Annotated in this window: 17 protein-coding genes, 1 tRNA gene and 1 pseudogene; 5 read left to right on the forward strand and 14 right to left on the reverse strand. The window is 59.1% G+C overall.

Annotation, left to right across the window (positions count from 1 at the left end):
- Positions 1-222 precede the first annotated feature (222 nt).
- Positions 223-903 (forward strand): annotated as a pseudogene (locus ACKFRT_RS01730) (NAD(P)(+) transhydrogenase (Re/Si-specific) subunit beta); the annotation flags it as partial.
- Positions 904-1254: 351 nt separating this feature from the next.
- On the opposite strand, the gene ACKFRT_RS01735 reads toward ACKFRT_RS01730, so the two are convergent.
- The 9 genes from ACKFRT_RS01735 to ACKFRT_RS01775 form a co-directional block, all read right to left on the reverse strand.
- Positions 1255-3813, reverse strand: coding sequence for an esterase-like activity of phytase family protein (locus ACKFRT_RS01735; protein WP_408925520.1), 2559 nt, complete (start codon positions 3811-3813; stop codon positions 1255-1257).
- A 104-nt stretch (positions 3814-3917) separates the two neighbouring features.
- On the reverse strand, positions 3918-4610 hold the full coding sequence (locus ACKFRT_RS01740; RefSeq protein ID WP_408925521.1) for a response regulator: 693 nt from the start codon (positions 4608-4610) through the stop codon (positions 3918-3920).
- On the reverse strand, positions 4607-7306 hold the full coding sequence (locus ACKFRT_RS01745) for a DUF4118 domain-containing protein (protein ID WP_408925522.1): 2700 nt from the start codon (positions 7304-7306) through the stop codon (positions 4607-4609). The genes ACKFRT_RS01740 and ACKFRT_RS01745 overlap by 4 nt, the downstream gene beginning before the upstream one ends.
- A 142-nt stretch (positions 7307-7448) precedes the next feature.
- Positions 7449-8042 carry a K(+)-transporting ATPase subunit C gene (gene kdpC / locus ACKFRT_RS01750; protein WP_408925523.1) on the reverse strand — a complete coding sequence of 198 codons (594 nt, stop codon included), beginning with the start codon at positions 8040-8042 and terminating at the stop codon, positions 7449-7451.
- Positions 8043-8094: 52 nt separating this feature from the next.
- A complete protein-coding gene (gene kdpB / locus ACKFRT_RS01755; protein WP_408925524.1) occupies positions 8095-10308 on the reverse strand; it encodes a potassium-transporting ATPase subunit KdpB in 2214 nt (737 codons plus the stop codon).
- Positions 10305-11957 carry a potassium-transporting ATPase subunit KdpA gene (kdpA, locus tag ACKFRT_RS01760; protein ID WP_239202503.1) on the reverse strand — a complete coding sequence of 551 codons (1653 nt, stop codon included), beginning with the start codon at positions 11955-11957 and terminating at the stop codon, positions 10305-10307. Before kdpA ends, kdpB begins: the two co-directional genes overlap by 4 nt.
- On the reverse strand, positions 11954-12046 hold the full coding sequence (gene kdpF / locus ACKFRT_RS01765; RefSeq protein ID WP_408925525.1) for a K(+)-transporting ATPase subunit F: 93 nt from the start codon (positions 12044-12046) through the stop codon (positions 11954-11956). Before kdpF ends, kdpA begins: the two co-directional genes overlap by 4 nt.
- 196 nt (positions 12047-12242) lie before the next feature.
- Positions 12243-14624, reverse strand: coding sequence for a maltodextrin phosphorylase MalP (gene malP / locus ACKFRT_RS01770; protein WP_408925526.1), 2382 nt, complete (start codon positions 14622-14624; stop codon positions 12243-12245).
- Between the two features lie 56 nt (positions 14625-14680).
- Positions 14681-15907, reverse strand: coding sequence for a YihY/virulence factor BrkB family protein (locus ACKFRT_RS01775; protein WP_408925527.1), 1227 nt, complete (start codon positions 15905-15907; stop codon positions 14681-14683).
- Between the two features lie 109 nt (positions 15908-16016).
- On the opposite strand from ACKFRT_RS01775, the gene ACKFRT_RS01780 reads away from it, so the two are divergent.
- Positions 16017-16089, forward strand: a tRNA-Glu gene (locus ACKFRT_RS01780).
- Between the two features lie 117 nt (positions 16090-16206).
- Here ACKFRT_RS01780 and ACKFRT_RS01785 read toward each other — a convergent pair.
- Entirely contained in the window at positions 16207-17586 is a 1380-nt protein-coding gene (locus ACKFRT_RS01785; RefSeq protein WP_408925528.1) for an IS3 family transposase, read from the reverse strand.
- Here ACKFRT_RS01785 and ACKFRT_RS01790 point away from each other — a divergent pair.
- The 3 genes from ACKFRT_RS01790 to ACKFRT_RS01800 all read left to right on the forward strand — a co-directional run bounded on the left by ACKFRT_RS01790 (position 17570) and on the right by ACKFRT_RS01800 (position 19823).
- The gene (locus tag ACKFRT_RS01790) at positions 17570-17740 is read left to right on the forward strand and encodes an integrase core domain-containing protein (RefSeq protein WP_408925529.1); all 171 of its coding nucleotides are present in this window, start codon (positions 17570-17572) and stop codon (positions 17738-17740) included. The two genes, ACKFRT_RS01785 and ACKFRT_RS01790, sit on opposite strands and share 17 nt — an antisense overlap.
- Positions 17741-18144: 404 nt before the next feature.
- The gene (locus tag ACKFRT_RS01795) at positions 18145-18636 is read left to right on the forward strand and encodes an isochorismatase family protein (protein WP_408925530.1); all 492 of its coding nucleotides are present in this window, start codon (positions 18145-18147) and stop codon (positions 18634-18636) included.
- Positions 18637-18641: 5 nt separating this feature from the next.
- Entirely contained in the window at positions 18642-19823 is a 1182-nt protein-coding gene (locus ACKFRT_RS01800; protein ID WP_408925531.1) for a hypothetical protein, read from the forward strand.
- 205 nt (positions 19824-20028) lie between these two features.
- Here ACKFRT_RS01800 and ACKFRT_RS01805 read toward each other — a convergent pair whose 3' ends face one another.
- The 4 genes from ACKFRT_RS01805 to ACKFRT_RS01820 form a co-directional block, all read right to left on the reverse strand.
- A complete protein-coding gene (locus tag ACKFRT_RS01805; protein ID WP_408925532.1) occupies positions 20029-20172 on the reverse strand; it encodes a hypothetical protein in 144 nt (47 codons plus the stop codon).
- A 54-nt stretch (positions 20173-20226) separates the two neighbouring features.
- The gene (locus tag ACKFRT_RS01810; protein ID WP_408925533.1) at positions 20227-20361 is read right to left on the reverse strand and encodes a hypothetical protein; all 135 of its coding nucleotides are present in this window, start codon (positions 20359-20361) and stop codon (positions 20227-20229) included.
- Positions 20362-20447: 86 nt separating this feature from the next.
- Positions 20448-20627 carry a hypothetical protein gene (locus ACKFRT_RS01815; RefSeq protein WP_408925534.1) on the reverse strand — a complete coding sequence of 60 codons (180 nt, stop codon included), beginning with the start codon at positions 20625-20627 and terminating at the stop codon, positions 20448-20450.
- 92 nt (positions 20628-20719) lie between these two features.
- The gene (locus ACKFRT_RS01820) at positions 20720-20974 is read right to left on the reverse strand and encodes a hypothetical protein (protein WP_408925535.1); all 255 of its coding nucleotides are present in this window, start codon (positions 20972-20974) and stop codon (positions 20720-20722) included.
- Positions 20975-20995 lie beyond the last annotated feature (21 nt).

Below are 20995 nucleotides of genomic sequence, written 5' to 3' on the forward strand. Positions count from 1 at the left end.
GATCCTCTGGCCTCCTCCACCGGTCAAGGTCTCTGCAGCCCCGCCGCGCAGAGTGCGGATGCCAAGGCTGATACGGATGCGGTTGCGGCGGAGCAGTCGGCGTCAAACCAAGAAGGCGAGGCAAAGAACAAGGGTGCGGAATGGAAGATCCTTGCCGCGCTGCTCGGCATCGCGCTGATACTCGCCAGCCCGATGCAGGTCGCCGGCGACTACATGCTGCTCATGCTGGCCAACCCGCTGCTCATTATCGTGGGCGCGCCGGTCGGTTCCTCCGGCGCCTACCTGTCCTACGTGATGTGCCAGGCGATGAACCGTAGCTTCGTCTCCGTTATCCTTGGCGGCTTCGGCGCCGAGGCTGCGGCATCCGACGACCGGGAATATGGTGAGCACACCGAGGTCACCGCGGCCGAAACCGCGGAGCTGCTCAAGGGGGTGAAGAACGTCATGATCACTCCGGGCTACGGCATGGCCGTGGCGCAGGCACAGTACCCGGTGGCAACACTGGTGGAGCGCCTGAAGGAACAGGGCGTGGACGTCACTTTCGGCATCCACCCTGTGGCAGGCCGCCTGCCAGGACACATGAGCGTGTTGCTGGCTGAGGCCAAGGTGCCTCATGACATTGTCCTTGAGCTCGACGAGGTCAACGACGACTTCGGGGACATCGACGTGGTGCTGGTCATCGGCGCGAACGACACTGTCAACCCGATCGCCGAAGAGCCAGGTTCCCCGATCGCGGGCATGCCCGTGCTGAAAGTCTGGGAGGCGGAGAAGGTCATCGTCTTCAAGCGCTCCATGGGCTCCGGCTACGCGGGCGTGCAGAACCCGCTGTTCTTCAACGAGAACACGGACATGCTGCTGGGCGATGCGAAGAAAACCGTCGAGGACATCATCGTGAACCTGTAGGGCGACGTTGCTACGCAGCTCGGGGGTGCTAGGGCTTTGTTCGAGCTGCTAGGGCTTGCTCGGGCTTTGCCCGGGGCAGTGAGAATGTCCAAAATTACAGTTCTTAGAACATAACTATTCTATTCTTGCAGGTCACAGCGTCGCGAAAAAAAGCTTCAGATCCTCTACCTTCAATAACTCGTAGATTTTGGACATTTGCCGGGGATAGCAGGCGGGATGGCGCTGAAAGCCCCGGCTCCGACCAGGTGGCACTGGGAGGCCCGGCTTCGACCAGGTGGCACTGGGAGGCCCGTCCTGTCCAGCTGGCACTGGGAGGCCCGTCCTGTCCAGCTGGCGCCGTAGCCTGCCTCGCTACTTCAGCTTGCCCAGGCGCAGGAAGACGGTCTCGCCGGTGGCATCCTCCAATGCGTCATTGTCCGTCACCGCGTACATCTGGCCATCCGCCGCGATGGTGAAGCCCTCCAGCTTCTCCTGCGTCCAGCCGTTGGTGGCGCGCAGCTTCGGCAGCACGTCCACGGCCAGCTCCTTGTTCACCATCGGCAGCGCGCCACCAGTGGCATCACCGTTCGCGCCAGTATCCGCGCCAGCGGCTGCACCCTCAGCACCGCCCTCCGGCAGGGTCACCTTCATCACGCGCTTGACCTTCGCATCCGGGCCGTTCAGCTTGTCACGCTCGATCACCAGCAGGTGCTTGTCGTCCAGCGCGGTGATCTCCGACAGACCCATCCAGTCGCCCTTGCCAGCGGGCTTCTCCAGTTCGTAGCCGAACCACTGCCACGTCTTGGTCTTCGTGTCGTACTTGCCGATTCGCGTGGTGTTGTCGCCCTCTAGCGCCTCGCGGTCCTTCGCCTCCGGATCCTTCCACAGCGGTCGCTGTACGGCGACGAAGAGCTGTTCCACGCCGTTGGCGTCCTTTGTGGAAGTGACGCCCTCTAGCCCCCACTTGCCGATGTGCTCAGCCACGTCCGCAGGTAGTTCGACGGTGGAGGTGATGTTGAGGTCCTTATCGGTGTGGAATAGGCGGTTATCCTTGCCCTTCTTTCCCTCGGAGGCGATCCAGAAGCCACCGTCGGCGGCAACGGAAATGCCCTCGATGTCCAGGCCCTCAGCCGGAGCGCCGTCGCGCTTCACAGCGCGGCGCTCGGTGATCACGGCAGGCTGCTTGGAGGTGTCGATGGTGTAGACCCACCCGTTGGCGTATGCGGAGTCAGAGGCCGCGTACAGGCGGTTGGCGTCCTTCGGATCGGCGGTCAGAGCGCCCAGCGCGCCCCAGCCGATCGGCGCATCGCCCTCATCGGCGGACACAATGGAGGGCTGGGATTCCTTGCCACCCAAGCGGTATAGCGTCACGGCACTGCGCACGGCGTTGTCTGCCTCGTCGACCTCGCTGGATACAGCGAGCATGTTGCGTTCCGGGATCGGCAGGATGCCCTCCGGGCCGTTGGTGGTGAACAGCATCTGCACGAACTGCGGGTTCGCCGGGTCGTTGACGTTGTACACGGCCACGAAGTTGGAGCGCTCGGAGCCGACGAAGGCATAGTTGGTCCCGTTCATTTTGGCGGTGGCGATACCTTCGATCTCCACGCCCTTCTTCTTAGCGCGCTTGTTGTTGTGCAGGCCATGGCGGATGGCCAGGTTCTCCACGGAGTTGCCGGCATCCCAGACGATCTTGCCGTTGGCGTCGAAGACGGTCCAGCCGCGGGTGCCGCCCTTCCAGTCACCCTCGTTGGCGGTGGCTACGTGGTTATCGTCGATCCACGCGATGGCATCCGGCTCGCGCGGAGTCTCTGGCAGGGTATCGGTGGGGTTGATGATCTTGTCGGACTTGGTGTCCACGCCCTTGACCTCCGCACTTCCCGCGCTGAACACGTTAGTGATGCGGTTGGTCTGCAAGTCGATGATGACCACACCGTTGTTTTCTTGCAATGTGACGGCCAGCTGGTTCTTCCCGTTGATGCTGACGTATTCCGGTTCCAGATCCTCCGGGGTATCCAGCCCGGCCTTCTTCACGATGTCCAGCAGTTTGCCGCTTTCGTCCTCGAAGCGGATCGGGGTGGCCTTCCAATCCTTTGGCTCGCCGGATAGGTCGATGGTCTGCACAAAGCCGGTGGGCAGCTGCGGCAGGTTGCCGTCGTTGAGTTCCTCGTCTCGCTGGTTCTCCATAGCGATCGCGGCCTTCGGCTTGCCCGGTGCGCCAGCGGGGGAGATAGCGATGGAGTCCGGCTGGCCCTGCAGGTCGATGGAAGAAACGCGGGTGCGGTCGGAGACACGCACGATGTCTACGCGTCCCTTCGGATTGGCGAAGTCGCCTCCCGTCTCGTCGATGACCACCAGCAGGTAGTCGCCGTACACAGCTACGGAGGTCGGCTCGTCCTTGGCGTGACCCTGCGCCTTCAGATCCAGGGTACCCAGACCCTTGGGCGCGTTCGGGTCGCTGATGTCGATAAAGCCGATGCGCTGTGCCAGTGCGTCGGTGTGGATTAGCGTCTTGCCGTCCTTCGACACAGTGGAGATTTCGGCAACGGTCGGGGTGGCCTTATCCTCGCCCTCGGGGCGGTTCTCGTACACCGGGTAGGTGGCGGTGCGCTCGAAAGTGGACTGTGCGTCCGGGGTGCCTGGGTTACCTGGGTTGCCCGGTTGCAAGGAGCCAGCAGGGCCGCTGGAACCGGGTGCGCTGGAACCAGGTAGGGATGAGCCGGCAGTAGACCCCGCAGAAGATCCAGCCGAGGAGCCGAAGCTGGAGGATCCCAGGGTAGAGCCGACCACGGTCTGCGAGCCGACCGTCGCGTTAGCTGCGGGAACTGCACCGAAGGGAACTACCGCCAGAGCCAGCGAGATACCTGCGATCTTTCGCTTACCAGTCGAGTTAAAGGACTTCTTGCCGTTGGACTTAACGCTGTTTAGTTGCATGGAGCGCCTTACACCTATCTGTTCTTATAAATTACGAATAACCGAACAGATTTTTTCACGTAGTTTTTGCCGCAGGTTTAAGACAACATGGCGTTCAGGTGAACTCACAGCACCAAGCGGTAGCCGATTCCCGTCTCAGTCGTAAAGTATTGCGGGTTCGCCGGGTCGGCCTCCAACTTCTGCCGCAGCTGTGAAATGTAAACCCGTAGGTAGTTCGTTTCCTTCTTGTACGCCTGACCCCACACGGCCTGCAGCAACTCCACCTTCGTAACCAACGTCCCGCGGCGACGGATCATGTGTTCGGCAATGCCCCATTCGCGCGGGGTGAGGTGCACGTCCTCACCGTCCACCGTGACGCGCTTTTTAGGCAGATCAAACTTCACCCGCCCATCGGAGGTTTCAACCACCGGCTCTTCGGGGATGCTCTCGCCGGGAGCCCTGCGCAGCGCCGCCCGCAGGCGTGCCAGCAACTCGCCGACGGAGAAAGGCTTGGTCACGTAGTCGTCCGCCCCCTCGTCGAGCGCGTTGATCTTGCCCGATTCGTCGTGGCGCGCGGAGACCACCAGCACCGGAATATCCGTCCAATTCCGCAGCGAGCGCAGGACCTCCAGGCCACTCAGGTCCGGCAACCCGAGGTCTAGCAGCACTGCTTGCGGGTGCCAATTCGAGGCCTTTTGAATCGCCGCCGTCGCGGTCGTGGCTACCTGTACGTCGTAGCCACGCGCCCGCAGAGTGACGAGTACCGCGTTTGCCAGGGCGACGTCGTCTTCTACCATCAAAATCTTCTCGCCGCTCATGAGGCTAGCTGTTCTCCTTCTTTTTTCTTTGTGACGCCAGGTGCCTCCCCGTCCTCCAGGGCTCCCGTTGCCTTCGGCAGGGATAGAACCAGTGTGGCGCCTCCACCTGGGGTTTCTCGGGCTTCAAGTGTTCCGTTCATGGCTTCGGCAAATCCGCGCGCAACTGCCAGGCCAAGCCCAAGGCCATTGGTGTTAGCAGTTTGATCGCCGAGGCGCTGGAATGGGGTGAAAATGTCGTTTAAGTGTTCCGAGGGGAATCCCGGACCGTGGTCGATAATTGCCAACTGCACGGTGCCACCAGAGCCACCAGAGCCACCAGAGCCACCTGCGCCACCAGAGCCACCAGAGTCAGCGGTCTCCTCAGCGCGCAGTTCAATGCGAGAGTGGGGAGCGTAGGTGCGGGCATTAATCACAATGTTTGCAATGATGCGCTGCACTAGACCTGCATCGCCCAAAACCGGCGGGACTGAGGCGTCGATAAAAGAGTCGATGTGCTGCGTGGCCTCCGGCAGTTCGGCGCGGACGGCCTCGACCACATTGGTGTAGAGCACCGGGGAATTGTGCACGGCGACGGCATTGGAGTTCACACGGCTCATATCCAGTAGGTTGCCGATGACGGTTTCCAACCGGTCGGTACTGGTCTCGATGGTGTCCAGCAGTAGAGCGCGGGAATCGTCATCCAGCTCCATGTCGTCCATGTTCAGAGCACTGACGGCGGCTTTGATTCCCGAAAGCGGAGTGCGCAGGTCGTGCGAGACGGCTGTAAGCAGCGCGGTGCCCACTCGGTTGCCGGCCTCCAAAGCGGCGGTGGCTCGGCGCATTGCGTCGATCTGCTCACGGTCAATGATGGCGGTGATACGGGCACCGTGCGCCTCGATCATCGCACTTTCGGCAGGGGAGAGATCGCGGCCACCGAGCACGAAGCGCATGCCATCGCCCGCTCCAACGTGAGCCGGAGCCTTCTTGCTTTTCCACGGTTCACCGATACCACCGGGGTCGGTGGTCTCCATCGTGAACCACTTCTTGCGTTCCTTCGAATATTGCTGCAGATCCACGCGGCGCAGATTAAAGGTCTCGCGCAAGCGCTCCAGCAGGCTGCGGATATCGTCGCCCTCGTCTAGAGCACCGCGAGCCAAATCGGAGAGCACCACGGCCTGCCCCAGGCGCCGATTGGCGATGGCGCGCCGCCTTTCCGCAATATCCACCACCACGGCCACGGCTGCGGAGATCACAAAGAACAGGATGATCTGTACGACGTTGGCAGGTTCCGTGACTGTGAGCGTGTGGAAGGGGTGGGTAAAGAACCAGTTAGCCATCACCGAGCCGATGATCACCGCCACGATCGCCGGACCGAACCCGCCAGCCAGAGCGGCGAACACCGCAATGGTCAGGTAGCCCAGCAGGATGGATCCCAAGGCACCGTCTTCGCGGTCGAAGGGCAGCATGGCGAAAGTCAGCAGCACAGGCCCTGCTATCGCTAACAGCCAACCGAGTAATCGGCGCGCCGGGCTGAGCTGCTTCGAGGTATCCAGACCCGACTTGCGCACTCGCGACAGGCTAAAGAGCCTGGGCTTTTTGGCATCAGCAGACTTAGTAGACGCGCTGGACGTGGACACGATATGCACATCGATACGCCCGGAACCGTCGATGATCTTGTGGCTGGTCGAGCTGAACAGGCGGCTCATCCGCGTGCCCAGGCCAATCACCAACTGCGAGGCATTGACCGTGCGGGCGAACTCCAGCAGCGTATCCGCCACGTCATCGCCCTCAATCACCCGCCACTGGCCGTCGAGGGATTCGGTGAGTTCCTGCAGCCGCCGCAGCCGCTGGGGCAGATCGGCCCCCAGCGCTTCGTCGGCGCCGGAGACATAAACCACCAGCATCTCGCGCCCGGCCACGCGCTGGGTGATGCGAGCCCCGCGGCGGATGAGCGCCTCGGACACCTCATCGCCGCGCACGGCGACCACCACGCGCTCACGGGTCGGCCAGTTTTCCTCGATCTTTTTGTCTTCGCGGTATTTCGCCAGCCCCTCATCGACCTTGTCCGCCAGCCACAGCAGACTCAGTTCGCGGAGCGCCGTGAGATTGCCGACCCGGAAGTAGTTATTCAGCGCAGTTTCCGCCTGCTGTTGGCGGTAGACCTCACCGCGGGCCAGGCGGATACGCAGCGCGTCGGGGGAAAGGTCCACCAGCTCGATCTCGTCGGCGTCACGCAGCACCTGATCCGGCACCGTCTCAAGCTGGCGCGTACCGGTGACAGCAGAGACCACGTCGTTGAGCGACTCCAGGTGCTGGATGTTCATAGTGGAGATGACATCGATGCCGGCATCCAGCAGCGCGTACACATCGTGCCAGCGCTTTGCTGTCTCGGCAGTGCGGGTACTGTCCGCGGCTTGCTCACCCACCACGGTGTGCGCCAGCTCGTCGACAAGGATGATCTCCGGGTGCGCCTCCAGCGCCGCTTCAAGGTCCAGTTCCGAGTAATTGCCACCCCGGTGCGGAACCGTTTTGCGGGGCAGCATCGGCAGTCCCTCGGTAAGCTTACGGGTACGTTCGCGCCCGTGGTCCTCCACGATGCCAACCAGTACGTCGCGCCCGCGGTCATACAGGTCGTGCGCTTCGTTGAGCATGGCACACGTCTTGCCCACGCCAGGGGCGAAGCCGAGGTAGACCTTCAAAGTGCCACGCTTAGTCATTGTCGCTACTCCTGTTTTTATCGTGCACCGAAAAGCTTTTGGACGCCACGTGTCCGAGCGCTAGTGCCTGTTTTACACCGCCAGGCTGTCCGCGCCCGGAAAATGCGGGCACGTGTTTGTGGCCGTGCCAAGGGGCCCAGCGCTACTGCTCGCTGAGTGCCTTGTTGAGCTTCACCACATTAACCGGTGCTCCGTCGGCGCTTCCGGTGTAGTTGCCCTCGGTAGCGTCATTGACGAGCTGTTCTACCTTCTGCTGGTCGAGGCCGCGTTCTTTCGCTACGCGCGGAGTCTGTAGCTTGGCGTAGGCAGTGGAGATGTGAGGGTCTAGGCCGGAACCGGAAGAGGTCACGGCGTCCACCGGAACCTCCTCCGGCGATACTCCTTCGCGCTGGGCGATTTCGTCTCGCTTTTCAGCGATAGCCTCCTGGTACTCCTTGCTATAGGGGGAGAGGTTGGTAGCGGAGGACGCCATGGCGTCATAACCATTGTCTCCCGCAGCAGAAGGGCGCGGGAAGAAGAAGCCCGGCTTTGTGACTTCTTGGGCGATCAGGGCGGAACCGGCGGGCTGGCCTGACGCATTGGTGATCATCGAACCGTCCGCCTTGGCGGGCATAATCCGCCCCACGCCGACCATGAATGCAGGGTAAGCGATGCCCAGGATCAGCGTGAGCAGGAAGAAAGTGCGCACTGTTGTAGAGGCCAGACGCAGGCCATTGCTAGATGTTGCGCGTGCCATGGGATTACTGTGTTTCCTTTCAAAAGGGGCCGGCAAAAGCAGACCCGCAGGGTTAGAGTCCGAAGACTCCGGAGATAATCAGGTCGATGATCTTGATGCCGATGAACGGCACGATCACACCACCGAGGCCGAAGATGGTCAGGTTTCGCGAGAGCAGGGAGGCTGCGGAACCCGCGCGATACTTCACGCCCTTCAAGGCCAGCGGGATCAGCGCGATAATCACCAGCGCGTTGAAGATCACGGCGGACAGGATCGCGGACTCGGGGGAGTGCAGACGCATGATGTTCAGCGCGGACAGGCCAGGGAAGGCAACCACAAACATCGCCGGGATGATGGCGAAGTATTTCGCAATATCGTTGGCGATACTGAAGGTGGTCAGCGCACCACGGGTAATCAGCAGCTGCTTGCCGATGGCCACCACGTCGATCAGTTTCGTCGGGTCAGAATCCAGATCCACCATGTTGCCGGCCTCCTTGGCGGCGGTGGTGCCGGTGTTCATGGCCACGCCCACGTCGGCTTGGGCCAGGGCAGGAGCGTCGTTAGTGCCGTCGCCGGTCATAGCTACTAGGCGACCTTTAGCTTGTTCCTTGCGGATCAGCTCTAGTTTCTGCTCCGGGGTGGCTTCCGCCAGCACGTCGTCCACACCGGCCTCGGCAGCGATGGCCTTCGCGGTCAGTGCATTATCGCCGGTGACCATGACAGTGCGAATGCCCATCTTGCGTAGCTGCTCGAAGCGCTCGGTCATGCCGGGCTTTACTACGTCTTTCAGGTGAATGACGCCCAAAACTCGGCCGGTGAGATCCTCGCCCTGGGAGTTTAGGGCGATTTCAGCGACAACGAGCGCGGTGCCACCACTGTTGGAGATGTCGTTGACGACGTCGGTGATGGAAGGCGGGACGTCACCGCCCAGGTTGGTGACGAGCTTGGCAACCTCGGACGCAGCACCCTTAACGATCTTGCGGCTCGTGGCATTGCTGCGGGCGGACCATTCTGTGTGCTCCCCAGCGCCAGCGGGTAGCTGAATGCCACTCATGCGGGTCTGAGCGGTGAAGGGGATGAACTCGGCCTCGCGGAAGGTTTCCTCGGGAATGACGAATCCAGACTGCTGCTCGGCGAGCTGCACGATGGAGCGGCCTTCCGGAGTTTCGTCCGCCAGCGACGACAGCTGGCAGGCGTAGACGAGCTCTTTCTGGTCGATGCCTTCCATGGCCACGAACTCGCTGGCTTGGCGGTCACCGATGGTGATGGTGCCGGTCTTATCCAACAGCAGGGTGGCAACGTCACCGGCTGCCTCGACGGCTCGGCCGGACATGGCCAGCACATTGTGCTGCACCAGGCGGTCCATACCTGCGATGCCGATAGCGGATAGCAGCGCACCGATGGTGGTGGGGATGAGGCAGACAAGCAGGGCAACCAGCACCACAGGGGACTGTTCTGCGCCGTTGAAAGCAGCCATAGGAGCAAGCGCCAGAACCACGATCATGAAGATGATGGTCAGCACGATCAGCAGGGTGCCCAGAGCCAGTTCGTTCGGAGTCTTCTTGCGCTCTGCGCCTTCGACGAGGCCGATCATGCGATCCATAAAGGACTCGCCCGGCTTGCTGGTGACCCGGATAGCGATGGCATCGGAGAGTACGCGGGTACCACCGGTCACGGCGGAGCGGTCACCGCCGGATTCGCGGATAACGGGTGCGGATTCGCCGGTAACAGCGGACTCGTCGACGCTGGCGGCGCCCATGATGACGTCGCCGTCGGCAGGGATCACGTTACCTGCGCTCACCAGAACAATATCGCCCGGCAAGAGGGATTCGCTGGAGACTTCCTCGCTGACGTCCTTAATGCCTGCGCCGGAGTCCTCCAGTGCGCGAGCCAGATGGGGATCGTTGACGTCGGAGCCGCCGAATTTGAGTGCATTGGATTGGGTGCGAGTGGAACGAAGGGCGTCTGCCTGTGCCTTACCGCGGCCTTCAGCAACGGCTTCGGCGAGAGTGGCGAACAACACGGTCAGCCACAGCCACACTGTGATTGACCAGGTAAACAGTGAGGGGTGCGCGATCGCCAAAATGAGGGTGAATAGCGCGCCGACTTCCACCAGGAACATCACTGGTGTCTTGTACAGCAGGCGCGGGTCCATCTTCTTCAGCGCCAGCGGCAGGGCCTGCTTTAGCTGGGCTGCGGAGAACGCACCTTCGTTCTTCTTGTTGTGCTTGGCTGGAGCCGAGGCACGCTTCGCGGTGGAGCGGGAAGGGGCATTGAGGGTTGTCATGACAGGGCCTCCGTCAACGGGCCGAGAACCAGGGTGGGCAGGAAGGTCAGGGCACCAACGATGATGGCGATGCCGACCATCACTCCCACGAACTGCGGGCGGTGGGTGGGTAGGGTACCGGCGTTTTCAGCAGCCGGCTTTTGCTTAGCGAAGTCTCCTGCCAAGGCCAGAGCCATCACGATCGGCAGGAAGCGTCCCAGCAACATGCACAGACCCAGGGTGATGTTGAACCACGGGGTATCTGCACCGAAGCCGGCGAATGCGGAACCGTTGTTGTTGGAGGCTGATGTGTAGGCATACACAATGTCGCTGAAGCCGTGCGGTCCATCGGCAGAAACCGATTCGCGGGTGTCCGGCAGCATGGCGGAAATACCTACGCCTGCCAGCACCAACGTTGGCATAACCAGGATGTACAGGCTCACCTTGGTGATCTCGGAAACGCCGATGCGCTTGCCCAGATACTCCGGGGTACGGCCAACCATCAGGCCGGCGACGAACACGCTGAGCAGGGCGATCATGAGCATGCCGTAGAGGCCGGTGCCCACGCCGCCGGGGGAGATCTCGCCCAGCATCATGTCCAGGATCAGCATGCCGCCCGCGAGTGGGTGGTAACTCGAGTGGAAGGAGTCCACAGCGCCTGTGGACGTCATCGTGGTGGTGACCGCGAAGAAGGAGGAAGGCAGCACGCCCAGGCGGTACTCCTTACCCTCCATACCGCCACCCTGGAATGCGGCCAGGGAGGTCTCGCTGGACATAACTACTGCCAGGGAGGAGAAGTACAGCACAGCCATGGCTGCCAGAACGGCCCAGCCCTGGCGGGTATCGCCCACCATCTTGCCGAAGGTGCGGGTCAGGCTGACCGGGATCACCAGGATGAGGAAGATCTCCAGCATGTTGGTCCATGCATTCGGGTTCTCGAACGGGTGGGCGGAGTTGGCGTTGAAGTAGCCACCACCGTTGGTGCCCAGCTCCTTAATGACCTCCTGCGATGCCACTGCACCGCCCGGGATGGTCTGCTGGCCACCCGTAATCGTCTCGACGGTGGTCGGGGCGTGGAAGTTTTGGATCGCACCCTGGGAGATCAGCAGGATCGCACCGATGATTGCCATCGGCAGCAGGATGCGGAACACAGCACGGGTCAGATCCACCCAGAAGTTGCCGATCTGGCCGTTGCCCATGCGGTTTGCCAGGCCACGAATCAGTGCGATGGCCACGGTAATGCCCACCGCGGCGGAAACGAAGTTCTGTACAGCCAAGCCAGCCATCTGGGTGAGGATGGTCATGGCTTCCTCACCGGAGTAAGACTGCCAGTTGGTGTTAGTCGTGAAGGAAACAGCGGTGTTCCACGCCTGGTCCCAGTGCACGGGTTCCTTACCGTGGTTCAGGGGAAGCCACTGCTGCACGCGCTGCAACAGGTAGACGAACACGACGCTGATAGCGGAGAAAGCCAGCAGGCTTGCACAGTAGCGAGTCCACTTCTGCTGGCCGTCGGGGTTTACACCGATGAGTCGGTAGAAGCCACGCTCGAAGCCATTGTGCTTCTTAGCAGTGAACGTGGTGGCCATGTAGTTACCCAGCGGCACATAGAACGCTGCGAGGGCAATAATGACCGTGATGACAGGGATCCACCCTGTGATGCTGCCACTCATGAGAACTTCTCCGGGTTCAACAGGGCAACCAAAAGGTAGGTGATGGCAAGGATCCCCAGGACCCCACCGACGATCAGTTCCCAGCTCATAGCTTATCCACCGCCTTCAAGGCGGCACCCATTGCGCCGAACAGCGCGCAGGTTACTGCAACCATTACAAAGTCAAAAAGCATGGGAATATAACAACACCGTTGCCACCCCATGCTTATGACTCTTTACGCTTTCTTAACGCCCCTCCTTAACACCGCCTTTTGACGCCCCGACCTGCGCCGGTGCCGGCGGATGATTATTCGCCATCGATCGGCGTTGGCTGCAGCTTCCAGACCTCAGTGGCGTAGTCGCGGATCGTCCGGTCAGAGGAGAACCGTCCCGATTCGCAGATATTCACCCATGCCTTCTGTGCCCAACCCTGCGGGTTCGCAGCGTAGTCAGCGGCCATGCGGTCGCGGACATCGCGGTAGTCTGCGAAGTCGCCCAGCACGTAATAGGTATCGGATGCGTCCTCGCCAAAGCCGTGGATCAGAGACTGCTTCAGATCGTAGAACCATCCCGTGTAGTCATCGTGCAGGGTGCCGTTATCCAGCGCATCGAGGGTGCGCTTCAGCCCCGGCACGGACTCGTAGAGCTCATAGGGCTTGTATTCGGCGCGCAGGGACGGCAGCTCCTCTTCGCGAGCGCCGAAAATGTAGGCGTTTTCTTCACCGACGGAGTCCACAATCTCCACGTTCGCGCCGTCCATGGTGCCCAGCGTCAGCGCACCGTTCATCATGAACTTCATATTGGAGGTGCCGGAGGCCTCCTTACCCGCCGTAGAAATCTGCTCCGAAACATCGGAGGCCGGCAGGATGTGCTCGGCGGGGGAGACATTGTAGTTCTCGACGAACACGACCTTCAGCAGCGGGGAGACCACCGGGTCGTTGTTTACAAGATCCGCGATCGCGTTGATGAGCTTGATGATCGCCTTCGCCCGCGTGTAACCCGGCGCGGCCTTTGCACCGAAGATCACCGTGCGCGGCGGCAGGTCGCGCTGGTGATCCTCCTTGATGCGGAAGTACAGATCCAGCACGTACAGCGCGTTGAGGAGCTGGCGCTTGTATTCGTGCAGGCGCTTGATCTGTACATCGAAGATGGAGTTCGGGTCGACGACCACGCCCTGGCGCTCGGCGATCCACTCGGCGAAGTCGTGCTTGTTGGCAGCCTTGATCTCGCGGAGCTCCTGCATGACCGCCGGGTCGGAGGAGTAGCTGCGCAGTTCCTTGAGCTTGTCGAGGTCGGTGACCCAGGCGTCACTACCCGATAGGCGGGTAAGCAGCGCAGACAGGCGCGGGTTAATCATCCGCAGCCAGCGACGCGGTGTTACACCATTGGTCTTGTTGTTGAACTTCTCAGGCCACAGCGCAAACCAATCGCCGAGGGTTTCGCGCTTGATGATCTCCGTGTGGAGTGCGGCCACGCCGTTGATGGAATACGCGGCGTAGCAGGCGATCCACGCCATGTGCACTACACCGTGTTGGATGGGAGCCATTCTTTGGATGGTGACGCTATCCATTCCCTCCGCCGAGCGCTCGATGCGGAAGCGACGATCGATCTCGGCGATGATCTCCCAGACACGCCAGAACAACTGTTGGAAGATCTGCTGATCCCACTGCTCCAGAGCCTCGGTAAGGACGGTGTGGTTGGTGTATGCGAAGGTGTTGGAAACGATCTCCCAGGATTCCTCCCAGCCCATGCCGTGCTCGTCCATCAGCAGACGCATGAGCTCCGGAATGGCCAGTACCGGGTGAGTGTCGTTGAGCTGCACGGAGTGGAACTCTGCGAAGTTCTTCAGGTCATCGTGCTGAGCCAGGTGACTGCGAATCATCGCCTGCAGGGAGGCAGAGGTGAAGAAGTACTGCTGGCGCACGCGCAGCTTCTTACCCTCGTACGTCGTGTCGTTCGGGTAAAGCACACGGCAGATATCGCTGACGCGTTCGCGCTCGATAATGGCGTCGGTGAAACGCTGGGAGTTGAAAGCGTCGTAGTCGAACTCCTCCCACGGCTCAGACTTCCACAAGCGCAGGGTGCCGACGTTGCGAGTGCCGTAGCCGGTGATGGGCATGTCATAGGGAATCGCGCGGACCTTCATATCATCGAAGTGCACGACCAGCTGGTCGGAGGCGCGGCGGATGGTGAACGGATACTCCTCCTCACGCCATGGATCCGGGCGCTCCACCTGGAAACCGTTGTCGAAGGACTGACGGAATAGTCCGTAGCGGTAGAGGATGCCGTAGCCGGTGACGGGGTAGTCCTGAGTGACGGCGGAATCCAGGAAGCAGGCGGCCAGGCGGCCTAGGCCACCATTGCCCAGGGCGGCATCGTTTTCGACCTCCAGCACATCGGTCAGCTCGTGGCCCAGTTCGCGGGCGGCGGCCTGAGCCTCCTCCACCAGGCCTAAGTTGGTGAGGTTATTTAACAGCGCGCGCCCCATCAGGAACTCGGCGGAGAAGTAGTGCTGCTGGCGGGTTGCGGCATAGGCAGAGCGGGTACGCTCCCAATCGTCGGCGATGCGCTCCTGGATGCTGCGGGAGAGTCCCGTCCAGAACTTGCGGGTGGATGCTTGCTGGGGCGGTGTACCTGCGGCAGCGCGGACGTGGCCGCCAATGGCAGTGGAGTTTAGTTCGTGGCTCATAGGTACTGATTCTATGGTGCCGGTTGGGAACTCGCTGGTCGGGCGAGGGGTGGGGGTTAGTGCTCCAGGAACCTCCGCGCATCTTGCCGAAGCGAGTCCTGCAGCCGGTTGAATCCATCCACCGATTCGTCCGATGTTGGGGGAGCCTGGATAATCTCGCTGGAATCTAGCCCAGCTTGCAGCTCACGGGCGCGCGTGATCTCCGCATCCAGCTTCAACCCCATCAGCAGCAGGGTGTTGGCTGCTACCAGTCCCACAAAACCGACAATCAGACCACCGAGCGCGCCATACATACCGAAGTGCAGGAAGTTGTTCAGGTACAGCTTCACCGCCAGCGCCACCAGGATTATTCCGGCGAAGGCAAATATCGAGCCGACTGTCAGCCACCGAAACCGCCCGTAGGAAACGTTCGGTGCCACGTGATACAGCGCGGCGATCAGGAAGGTCGACAGCACCGCAATCACCGGCCACCGCAGATAACCCCACACCGGCAGGAAGTCCTGGATAATGAAGCGTTCCAACCACTTGAGGTGTAGGGGTTCGGCAAAGCGGTCGAAAAGGGGCGTCAATAGGTCACCGCGGAAGAAAAAGGCCACAGCGACGAGCACGAGCCCCACGACTAGTAGGAACGTCAGCCCCCACATGACCAGCCACGTGCGCACGATGCTGCGACCTTCCAGCCGCCCGTACAGGCCGTTGGCGCTGCGGGAGAACGCGCGTATGTAGGCAGAGGACGAAAACAGTGCGATGATCACACTCACCGTCAGCGTGACGACGGATTGTTGGGTGGAGCCGATGATTACGTCCACGATGGTGCGCGCATTGTCGGCAAAAGTCTCGGGGATGTTCTCCTCGATGAATTCATCCGTGATGTCGGTGACCTGACTGCGGTTTTGGTCCAGCACCAGGGTGGTGATGGAGTAGAACGCAGTGAGGGTTGGAATAGCAGTGAGCAGGGTAAAGAAGCTCAATACGGCGCCCCGATCCATCATCGCGCGGAAGAAGTACTCGTAGTACATGCGCTTGAGGATGAGCGGCCAGGCACGAGGCGCGACCAGCCAGTTCTTGCGCGTTACCCGTGTGCGGTACTCGTCGCGACTGAGCGCCATGGTGCCCGCGCCACCATCGGGTCCGACGATGCGCCGTGGGGTGTGCTTGTTGTCCCGCACCTTCTTAATGACGCCACTCGTGCCCCCAGTATCCTCTGCGCCCTGCGCAATCGCGCGTGGGGCATCGCCGAGCACGTGGGCAGGGGAGTTCGAAGGCGTGGTTGAAGAGTGCATCAACCACAAACTAGCAGGTACGAGCAGGGATTAGGTGGATTGGCGCTGCGTTGTGTAGAGTTCTCTCTGCTGCTTACAAAAAGCACGCGCGCCGACCTGCGGCGCACGCGCCCCGTTCGTCTAGCGGCCTAGGACGCCGGCCTCTCACGCCGGTAACACGGGTTCAAATCCCGTACGGGGTACAAAATTTTTTCAGCACGGCTTTCGGGTCGTGCTTTTTCTTTTTGTGGGTCGGTGGGCGGTAAAATTGGGGTTAAAGGACAAAAGGGGATGCGGACGTTTTTTAGACAGTTTCAATCTCACGCTACATTGACTTTTCGGTATTCGGCAATGCTCAAACCATCGAGGCTGATCTTGATTCGGTAATCGTTGTAGAACTCAATGTATGTCGCGATTGCTTCTTTGAGCTCTTGGGGGTTCTGCCAGGTTCTGCCGTAGTACATTTCGTTTTTCATTCGGCCGAAGAACCCCTCGCATGCTGCATTGTCGGGGCTACAACCTTTCTTCGACATCGAGCGAAGTATTCCGAACTTCTCGGTCATACTTCGCCAGCTGCTGCCTCGATAATGTGCTCCGCGGTCTGAGTGAATCACCAAGGAGCCATCCATTGCCGGCTTTTCGGTTGCGATTGCTGCGTACAAAGTTTCTTCTGCTAACTCCATGGTGGGATGAATACTTGTTTTTGCTGCCACGACCTTCCCGTCAAAACAGTCGATGATGGCAGACAGGTACATGCGACCTTGGTTAGTAGCGAAAACACTGATGTCAGTCAGCCACAACCGATTTGGATGCTCAGCATGAAAATTGCGGTTCACCAGGTTAGGTGGTGCGGGAGAAATTTCCCCTTGATAGCTGGAGTAACGCCACTTTCGTTTCGGGAACCAGGGACGAATTCCCTCTTCGTGCATGAGACGGCGGACGACCTTCTCACTGATAACGATCCCGCGATGGCGCAGTTCCCACCAAAGTCGGCGATAGCCGTAGGTGTTATTCGACTCAGAACTAATCTCATGAAGCATTTCGCGGGTATGCGCGTGCTTATCCGGAGCAAATCGCTGTTGGAGTTGGTAGTAGAAGCTTGATGCCGCAAGATCAATAGCAGCAAGCAGCATAGATAACGGAAGCTCGCCGCGTAACGCGTCAACCACTTCAGCCTTGTGCTTATTGCTGAGCTGACCCGGGATGACGCTGACGTCTTTTTTTACAAGTTCCAGCTCCTTTTCCAAAACAGCCTTGTCAACGAGCAGTTGAGCCATTTGCTTTTTCAGTTCTGCAGGATCATCGGCTAATGATTTCTCGAATGCTGCTCGGGTGGGCATGCGAGTGTGCTCTTTGCGTTCTCTTTTCGACATCAAACCCCATTTTCCCTCTTCACGGTGGCGTTGTGCCCAAGAATAGACACTCATCTTTGAGCGCAGCTCGCATTCCACAGCGATGTCAGCTGGCCTCCAACCAGCGTTGAAGAGCTCAACAGCACGAAGCTTGACCTCAAACGGGTAGCGGGTCAATGTTTTTGACTGTTTGCGGGGTCGACCAGGTTTGGCGGGTTCACGCAACCATTTGTACAGCGTCCATCGCCCTGGATAACCAAGTTCACGGACGGTCTTGGTCACCGATTGAGTGCGCTTGTAAACCTGCAGAGCTCTGCGTCGCTGCTCCTTGGTGTATGAGCGGTTCATGATGGAATCCTCCAAGATTCCGTCCGCATCCCCGGCCACCTTGCGGTGGGTGCATTGGTGGAACACCAAGCGCCTTCACGAAGCATTGGACTACGCCACCCCGCGTGAAGTAGACATCGAGTATTATCTCACCGAGCCCGTCGGTACGGGGTAGTAAAAGAAGCGGAACTAAACCCAGGACGCTTCAGATGAACCGTCATACAGGAGTCCCTACGAGCGTCCCGACAGAAAATTTGAGAAGCGGGTTGTAAGGGGCGCGAGAGCTTCAAGAGAACAGTCGAACGCGGGGTGTTTCGTGGAAGCACGGCTTAGTTCGCACTCCTGTTTGGAGAAATCGGCTATTGAAATGAAAAGTTGATGCCCTGCCCCCTCATATGAAATGGCAGGACATTAGCTTCGCGTTGCGGATGTTTAGATCACTCCGTCAGCCATCGCGGCGGGGGCAAATTCTCGAAGGATAGTTCCGTTATCCTTAGTTCTATTGCGTGTCTCATATGACGGTGGAGGTACGGTAACATTGTCAGCAGATAGTCTCATTGCAGAAACGGAGTATGAATTTTGTCAAACAAATGTCTCTTAGTCGTTGACGTTCAGAATGGATTTATTTCTGACTACACTTCGAAATGTCTACCATTTATCTATGATTCATTGCAGAGCGGTGAATTTGACTTGGTTGTAGCTACGAGGTTTTATAATCCTGAAGGTTCGCCGTTCCGCAAACAGATTCATTGGGAAAAGTTAGTTACCGCCCATGAAATCGCGTTGGATCCTGAAGTTGAACAGCGTGCAGATGTAATCATTGATAAGCCGACCTACACGGCTGGGCAGGCTCTACTTGACGTTATTGCGGATCGTGAGATTGACGAAGTTGTCGTGATGGGGATTGACACGGATGTTTGTGTTCTCGTCAACTCTGCTTTGCTATTTGACAACGGAATAACCGTGACAATTGACATTAGGGGCTGTGCGACCAACGGTGGGCCGGACGCGGAAGAAGCTGCACGTAAACTTCTAAAAAGGTATATCGGCTGGGACTACGTAATTGAGTGATCTTGATGTCCCTCACCCGTTTTGAGTTTGTCCCGTTTGAAATCGGTATACCGCTTCGCAACGAAAAACTTATTGAGGATGTTAGAAACGAGGCGGCTCAATTAGGCTGGAATGAAGTTTCGGAGAATTTTGATGAGACTGATCTAAAATCCGTCGTCCCCAATTGTGTCGGGATTTTCTCTCGAGCAGATACCCTCTGCTATATTGCAGAGTCAGGCTTCGGTGTGTTCCGAATAGGATTCGATTACGGCGATTCTGATGCAAGTGTTGCGGCGGCTGAAGCACTTGTGGACAGAATTGATTTCCAGTCTCAAATTTCAGATGGAGAAGTACCGAATTCCCTTGAACCAGGCACGACCCTGATTCACGGGCTGAGAGAGAGTTTACGAAAAATATCAAAGTTCAAGGTCTCTTTTTCGGGTTCCAACTCAGTATTTACATATTCGCTCTCGGCGTTTTCACTTGTAGGTGTATTTGATGATTCAATTCTTTCAGCGTTATTGAGCCCTCGGATCGTGGGCTGCAGTGTGAGTCAGGTGGATCAGCGAAAGCCCACCGCTCACAATGTGTCAAAATTGATTCGAAAGATTGAAGTTGAACAGCCTCAGGAGATTATCTGTCAGGAACATCGAGGCAAGTTTTATTCTTCTTGGTCTAGCGTGGTTGTTTCATCTGAAGTTAGCACTGAACTGCAGGACTTGGTTACGCTTTGCGAGTTCCGAGTGCAATCAACATGGTTGACTGCTTTTACAATGAATCGTCGGGCAGCGGACACGCCACCTGTTCGTGCTACGTCACCCAAAGGCATCCAGATTTTGACGAACTTTCACGACTTTTCTCAGATCGAGTCAAGGGTTGGTACGAGATTAGGGGCCAATTCTCCCCATGATGCCACGGTGATTGTTGAAGACATCATTCGGACGAGTGAACTCGAGGATGAGATAGCCCGAGCTAATGGTGCGCTGGAACTCGCACGAGCTCGTATTGAATTCGCAACTTCTCAATACGAAGCCCGAGGAAAGCAAGCGGTAGAAGTTTTCGGTCTCATTTTCGCCGCTGCGGGCCTAGCTCAGTTGATGTTCACTTTGCCGATTTCCGCTGAAACTTTCAAGCATGACCTGATCCCGTTTATATTGTGGACCTTAATCACTCTCGCAGGTGTCGTTTTGGTGTTACGACAACGCTGAGGAAACAAGAGCACCCACCCCGAATCATCGGATTGGGTGCTTCGTCGTACCTAGCGTCCTGCCGGCCCAGAGACGTATCGCAGTGGCATGCCTTCCTCAGTCCACGCACGCTCACAGTCAAAGCGGGGAACAGTTCCGTCAGTGGCGAGATCGTGATTTCCTTAGCCGGGTCGATGCACTTTGCGTAGCCCGCACGGTTCCCTGATTAGCCGGTGAGAATCATGATCTCACGGTCCATCGTCTCGACCCAGATGCCGATCAGCGCGTCCCCTTCCCCTGGTGGGATCGTGTCGAGAGTATGCGACGGGGTAAATGCTGACGTGACGCGGTGGCTAGGTTCGTGCTCCATGTTCCATGCCGGCTTGCAGCTGGGGTCAAAGCCGTACTCCCTGTCACGGTCGGCTCAGCGGACGTGGTGCGTGTGCGACGGGATGAATAGGATTACCTTGTTGCTGACGTAGCGGTGGATGATCATAGGCGTGTCGACAACCTGAATCCAGCCGCCGGTCGGGATAGAAAGTGGACGGAGAAAGAACATGTGACCTCCTGGTGTTGAAGTGGAAACCGGAGATTACAGGGTCCATCGCCGCTTTGTCCGGTCGGAGCTGTTGCCGCTGATCACAGCTAGAACGTGATGTGTGCCGACATAGGGGAGCCGTTTGGTTGCCATGCCGCGACCAGCCGCCAGTTCGGCGCTACAGCCTTGAACGGCAATACGAACTCACGCGGTGCGCCGAAGTAGTCGGGGCAGAACATCAGGGCACAATGGTCTTTTCCGTTCGGCTCAACCTCGACCAGAATCATGTCTCCTGCTACTGTCCTGCACCAGTAGCCTTGTAGGTCGAGTCGGCCCCTCGGATTAAATTTGGTGAGGTTATCGAGGATGAGGCTGCGGTTTAGCGGGAACATGTGTGTCTCGTGCCCCCGACGCTCATAGCTGAGGCGTGCATCGGCTTAACCTCGATGGACCAGTGGCTGACCAGGCGCAGCCACTCGTGAGTCTTGATAGTTCCGGGGCAGTACACCCACGCCGTGTCGGGCTCATTGGTGAGCGGCTGGATGATGACTGGTAGGTGCTCGCAGTCATCTGTCTGGCACCACATCCCTCGTGTGAGTACCTTGTGCTCGGTGTCGAAGTTGGACAATTTCAACGGTGTGACCTCCTGAGTCTC

Origin of the sequence: Corynebacterium jamesii, assembly GCF_046097395.1 — a bacterium.
GTDB lineage: Bacteria > Actinomycetota > Actinomycetes > Mycobacteriales > Mycobacteriaceae > Corynebacterium.

What these genes read in the sequence shown, in the direction of transcription:
- ACKFRT_RS01735 (WP_408925520.1), bottom strand. Translation starts at nt 3,813, where the DNA reads ATGCAACTAAACAGCGTTAAGTCCAACGGCAAGAAGTCCTTTAACTCG.
- ACKFRT_RS01740 (WP_408925521.1), bottom strand. Translation starts at nt 4,610, where the DNA reads ATGAGCGGCGAGAAGATTTTGATGGTAGAAGACGACGTCGCCCTGGCA.
- ACKFRT_RS01745 (WP_408925522.1), bottom strand. Translation starts at nt 7,306, where the DNA reads ATGACTAAGCGTGGCACTTTGAAGGTCTACCTCGGCTTCGCCCCTGGC.
- kdpC (WP_408925523.1), bottom strand. Translation starts at nt 8,042, where the DNA reads ATGGCACGCGCAACATCTAGCAATGGCCTGCGTCTGGCCTCTACAACA.
- kdpB (WP_408925524.1), bottom strand. Translation starts at nt 10,308, where the DNA reads ATGACAACCCTCAATGCCCCTTCCCGCTCCACCGCGAAGCGTGCCTCG.
- kdpA (WP_239202503.1), bottom strand. Translation starts at nt 11,957, where the DNA reads ATGAGTGGCAGCATCACAGGGTGGATCCCTGTCATCACGGTCATTATT.
- kdpF (WP_408925525.1), bottom strand. Translation starts at nt 12,046, where the DNA reads ATGAGCTGGGAACTGATCGTCGGTGGGGTCCTGGGGATCCTTGCCATC.
- malP (WP_408925526.1), bottom strand. Translation starts at nt 14,624, where the DNA reads ATGAGCCACGAACTAAACTCCACTGCCATTGGCGGCCACGTCCGCGCT.
- ACKFRT_RS01775 (WP_408925527.1), bottom strand. Translation starts at nt 15,907, where the DNA reads ATGCACTCTTCAACCACGCCTTCGAACTCCCCTGCCCACGTGCTCGGC.
- ACKFRT_RS01785 (WP_408925528.1), bottom strand. Translation starts at nt 17,586, where the DNA reads ATGAACCGCTCATACACCAAGGAGCAGCGACGCAGAGCTCTGCAGGTT.
- ACKFRT_RS01800 (WP_408925531.1), top strand. Translation starts at nt 18,642, where the DNA reads ATGTCCCTCACCCGTTTTGAGTTTGTCCCGTTTGAAATCGGTATACCG.
- ACKFRT_RS01805 (WP_408925532.1), bottom strand. Translation starts at nt 20,172, where the DNA reads ATGGAGCACGAACCTAGCCACCGCGTCACGTCAGCATTTACCCCGTCG.
- ACKFRT_RS01810 (WP_408925533.1), bottom strand. Translation starts at nt 20,361, where the DNA reads ATGTTCTTTCTCCGTCCACTTTCTATCCCGACCGGCGGCTGGATTCAG.
- ACKFRT_RS01815 (WP_408925534.1), bottom strand. Translation starts at nt 20,627, where the DNA reads ATGATTCTGGTCGAGGTTGAGCCGAACGGAAAAGACCATTGTGCCCTG.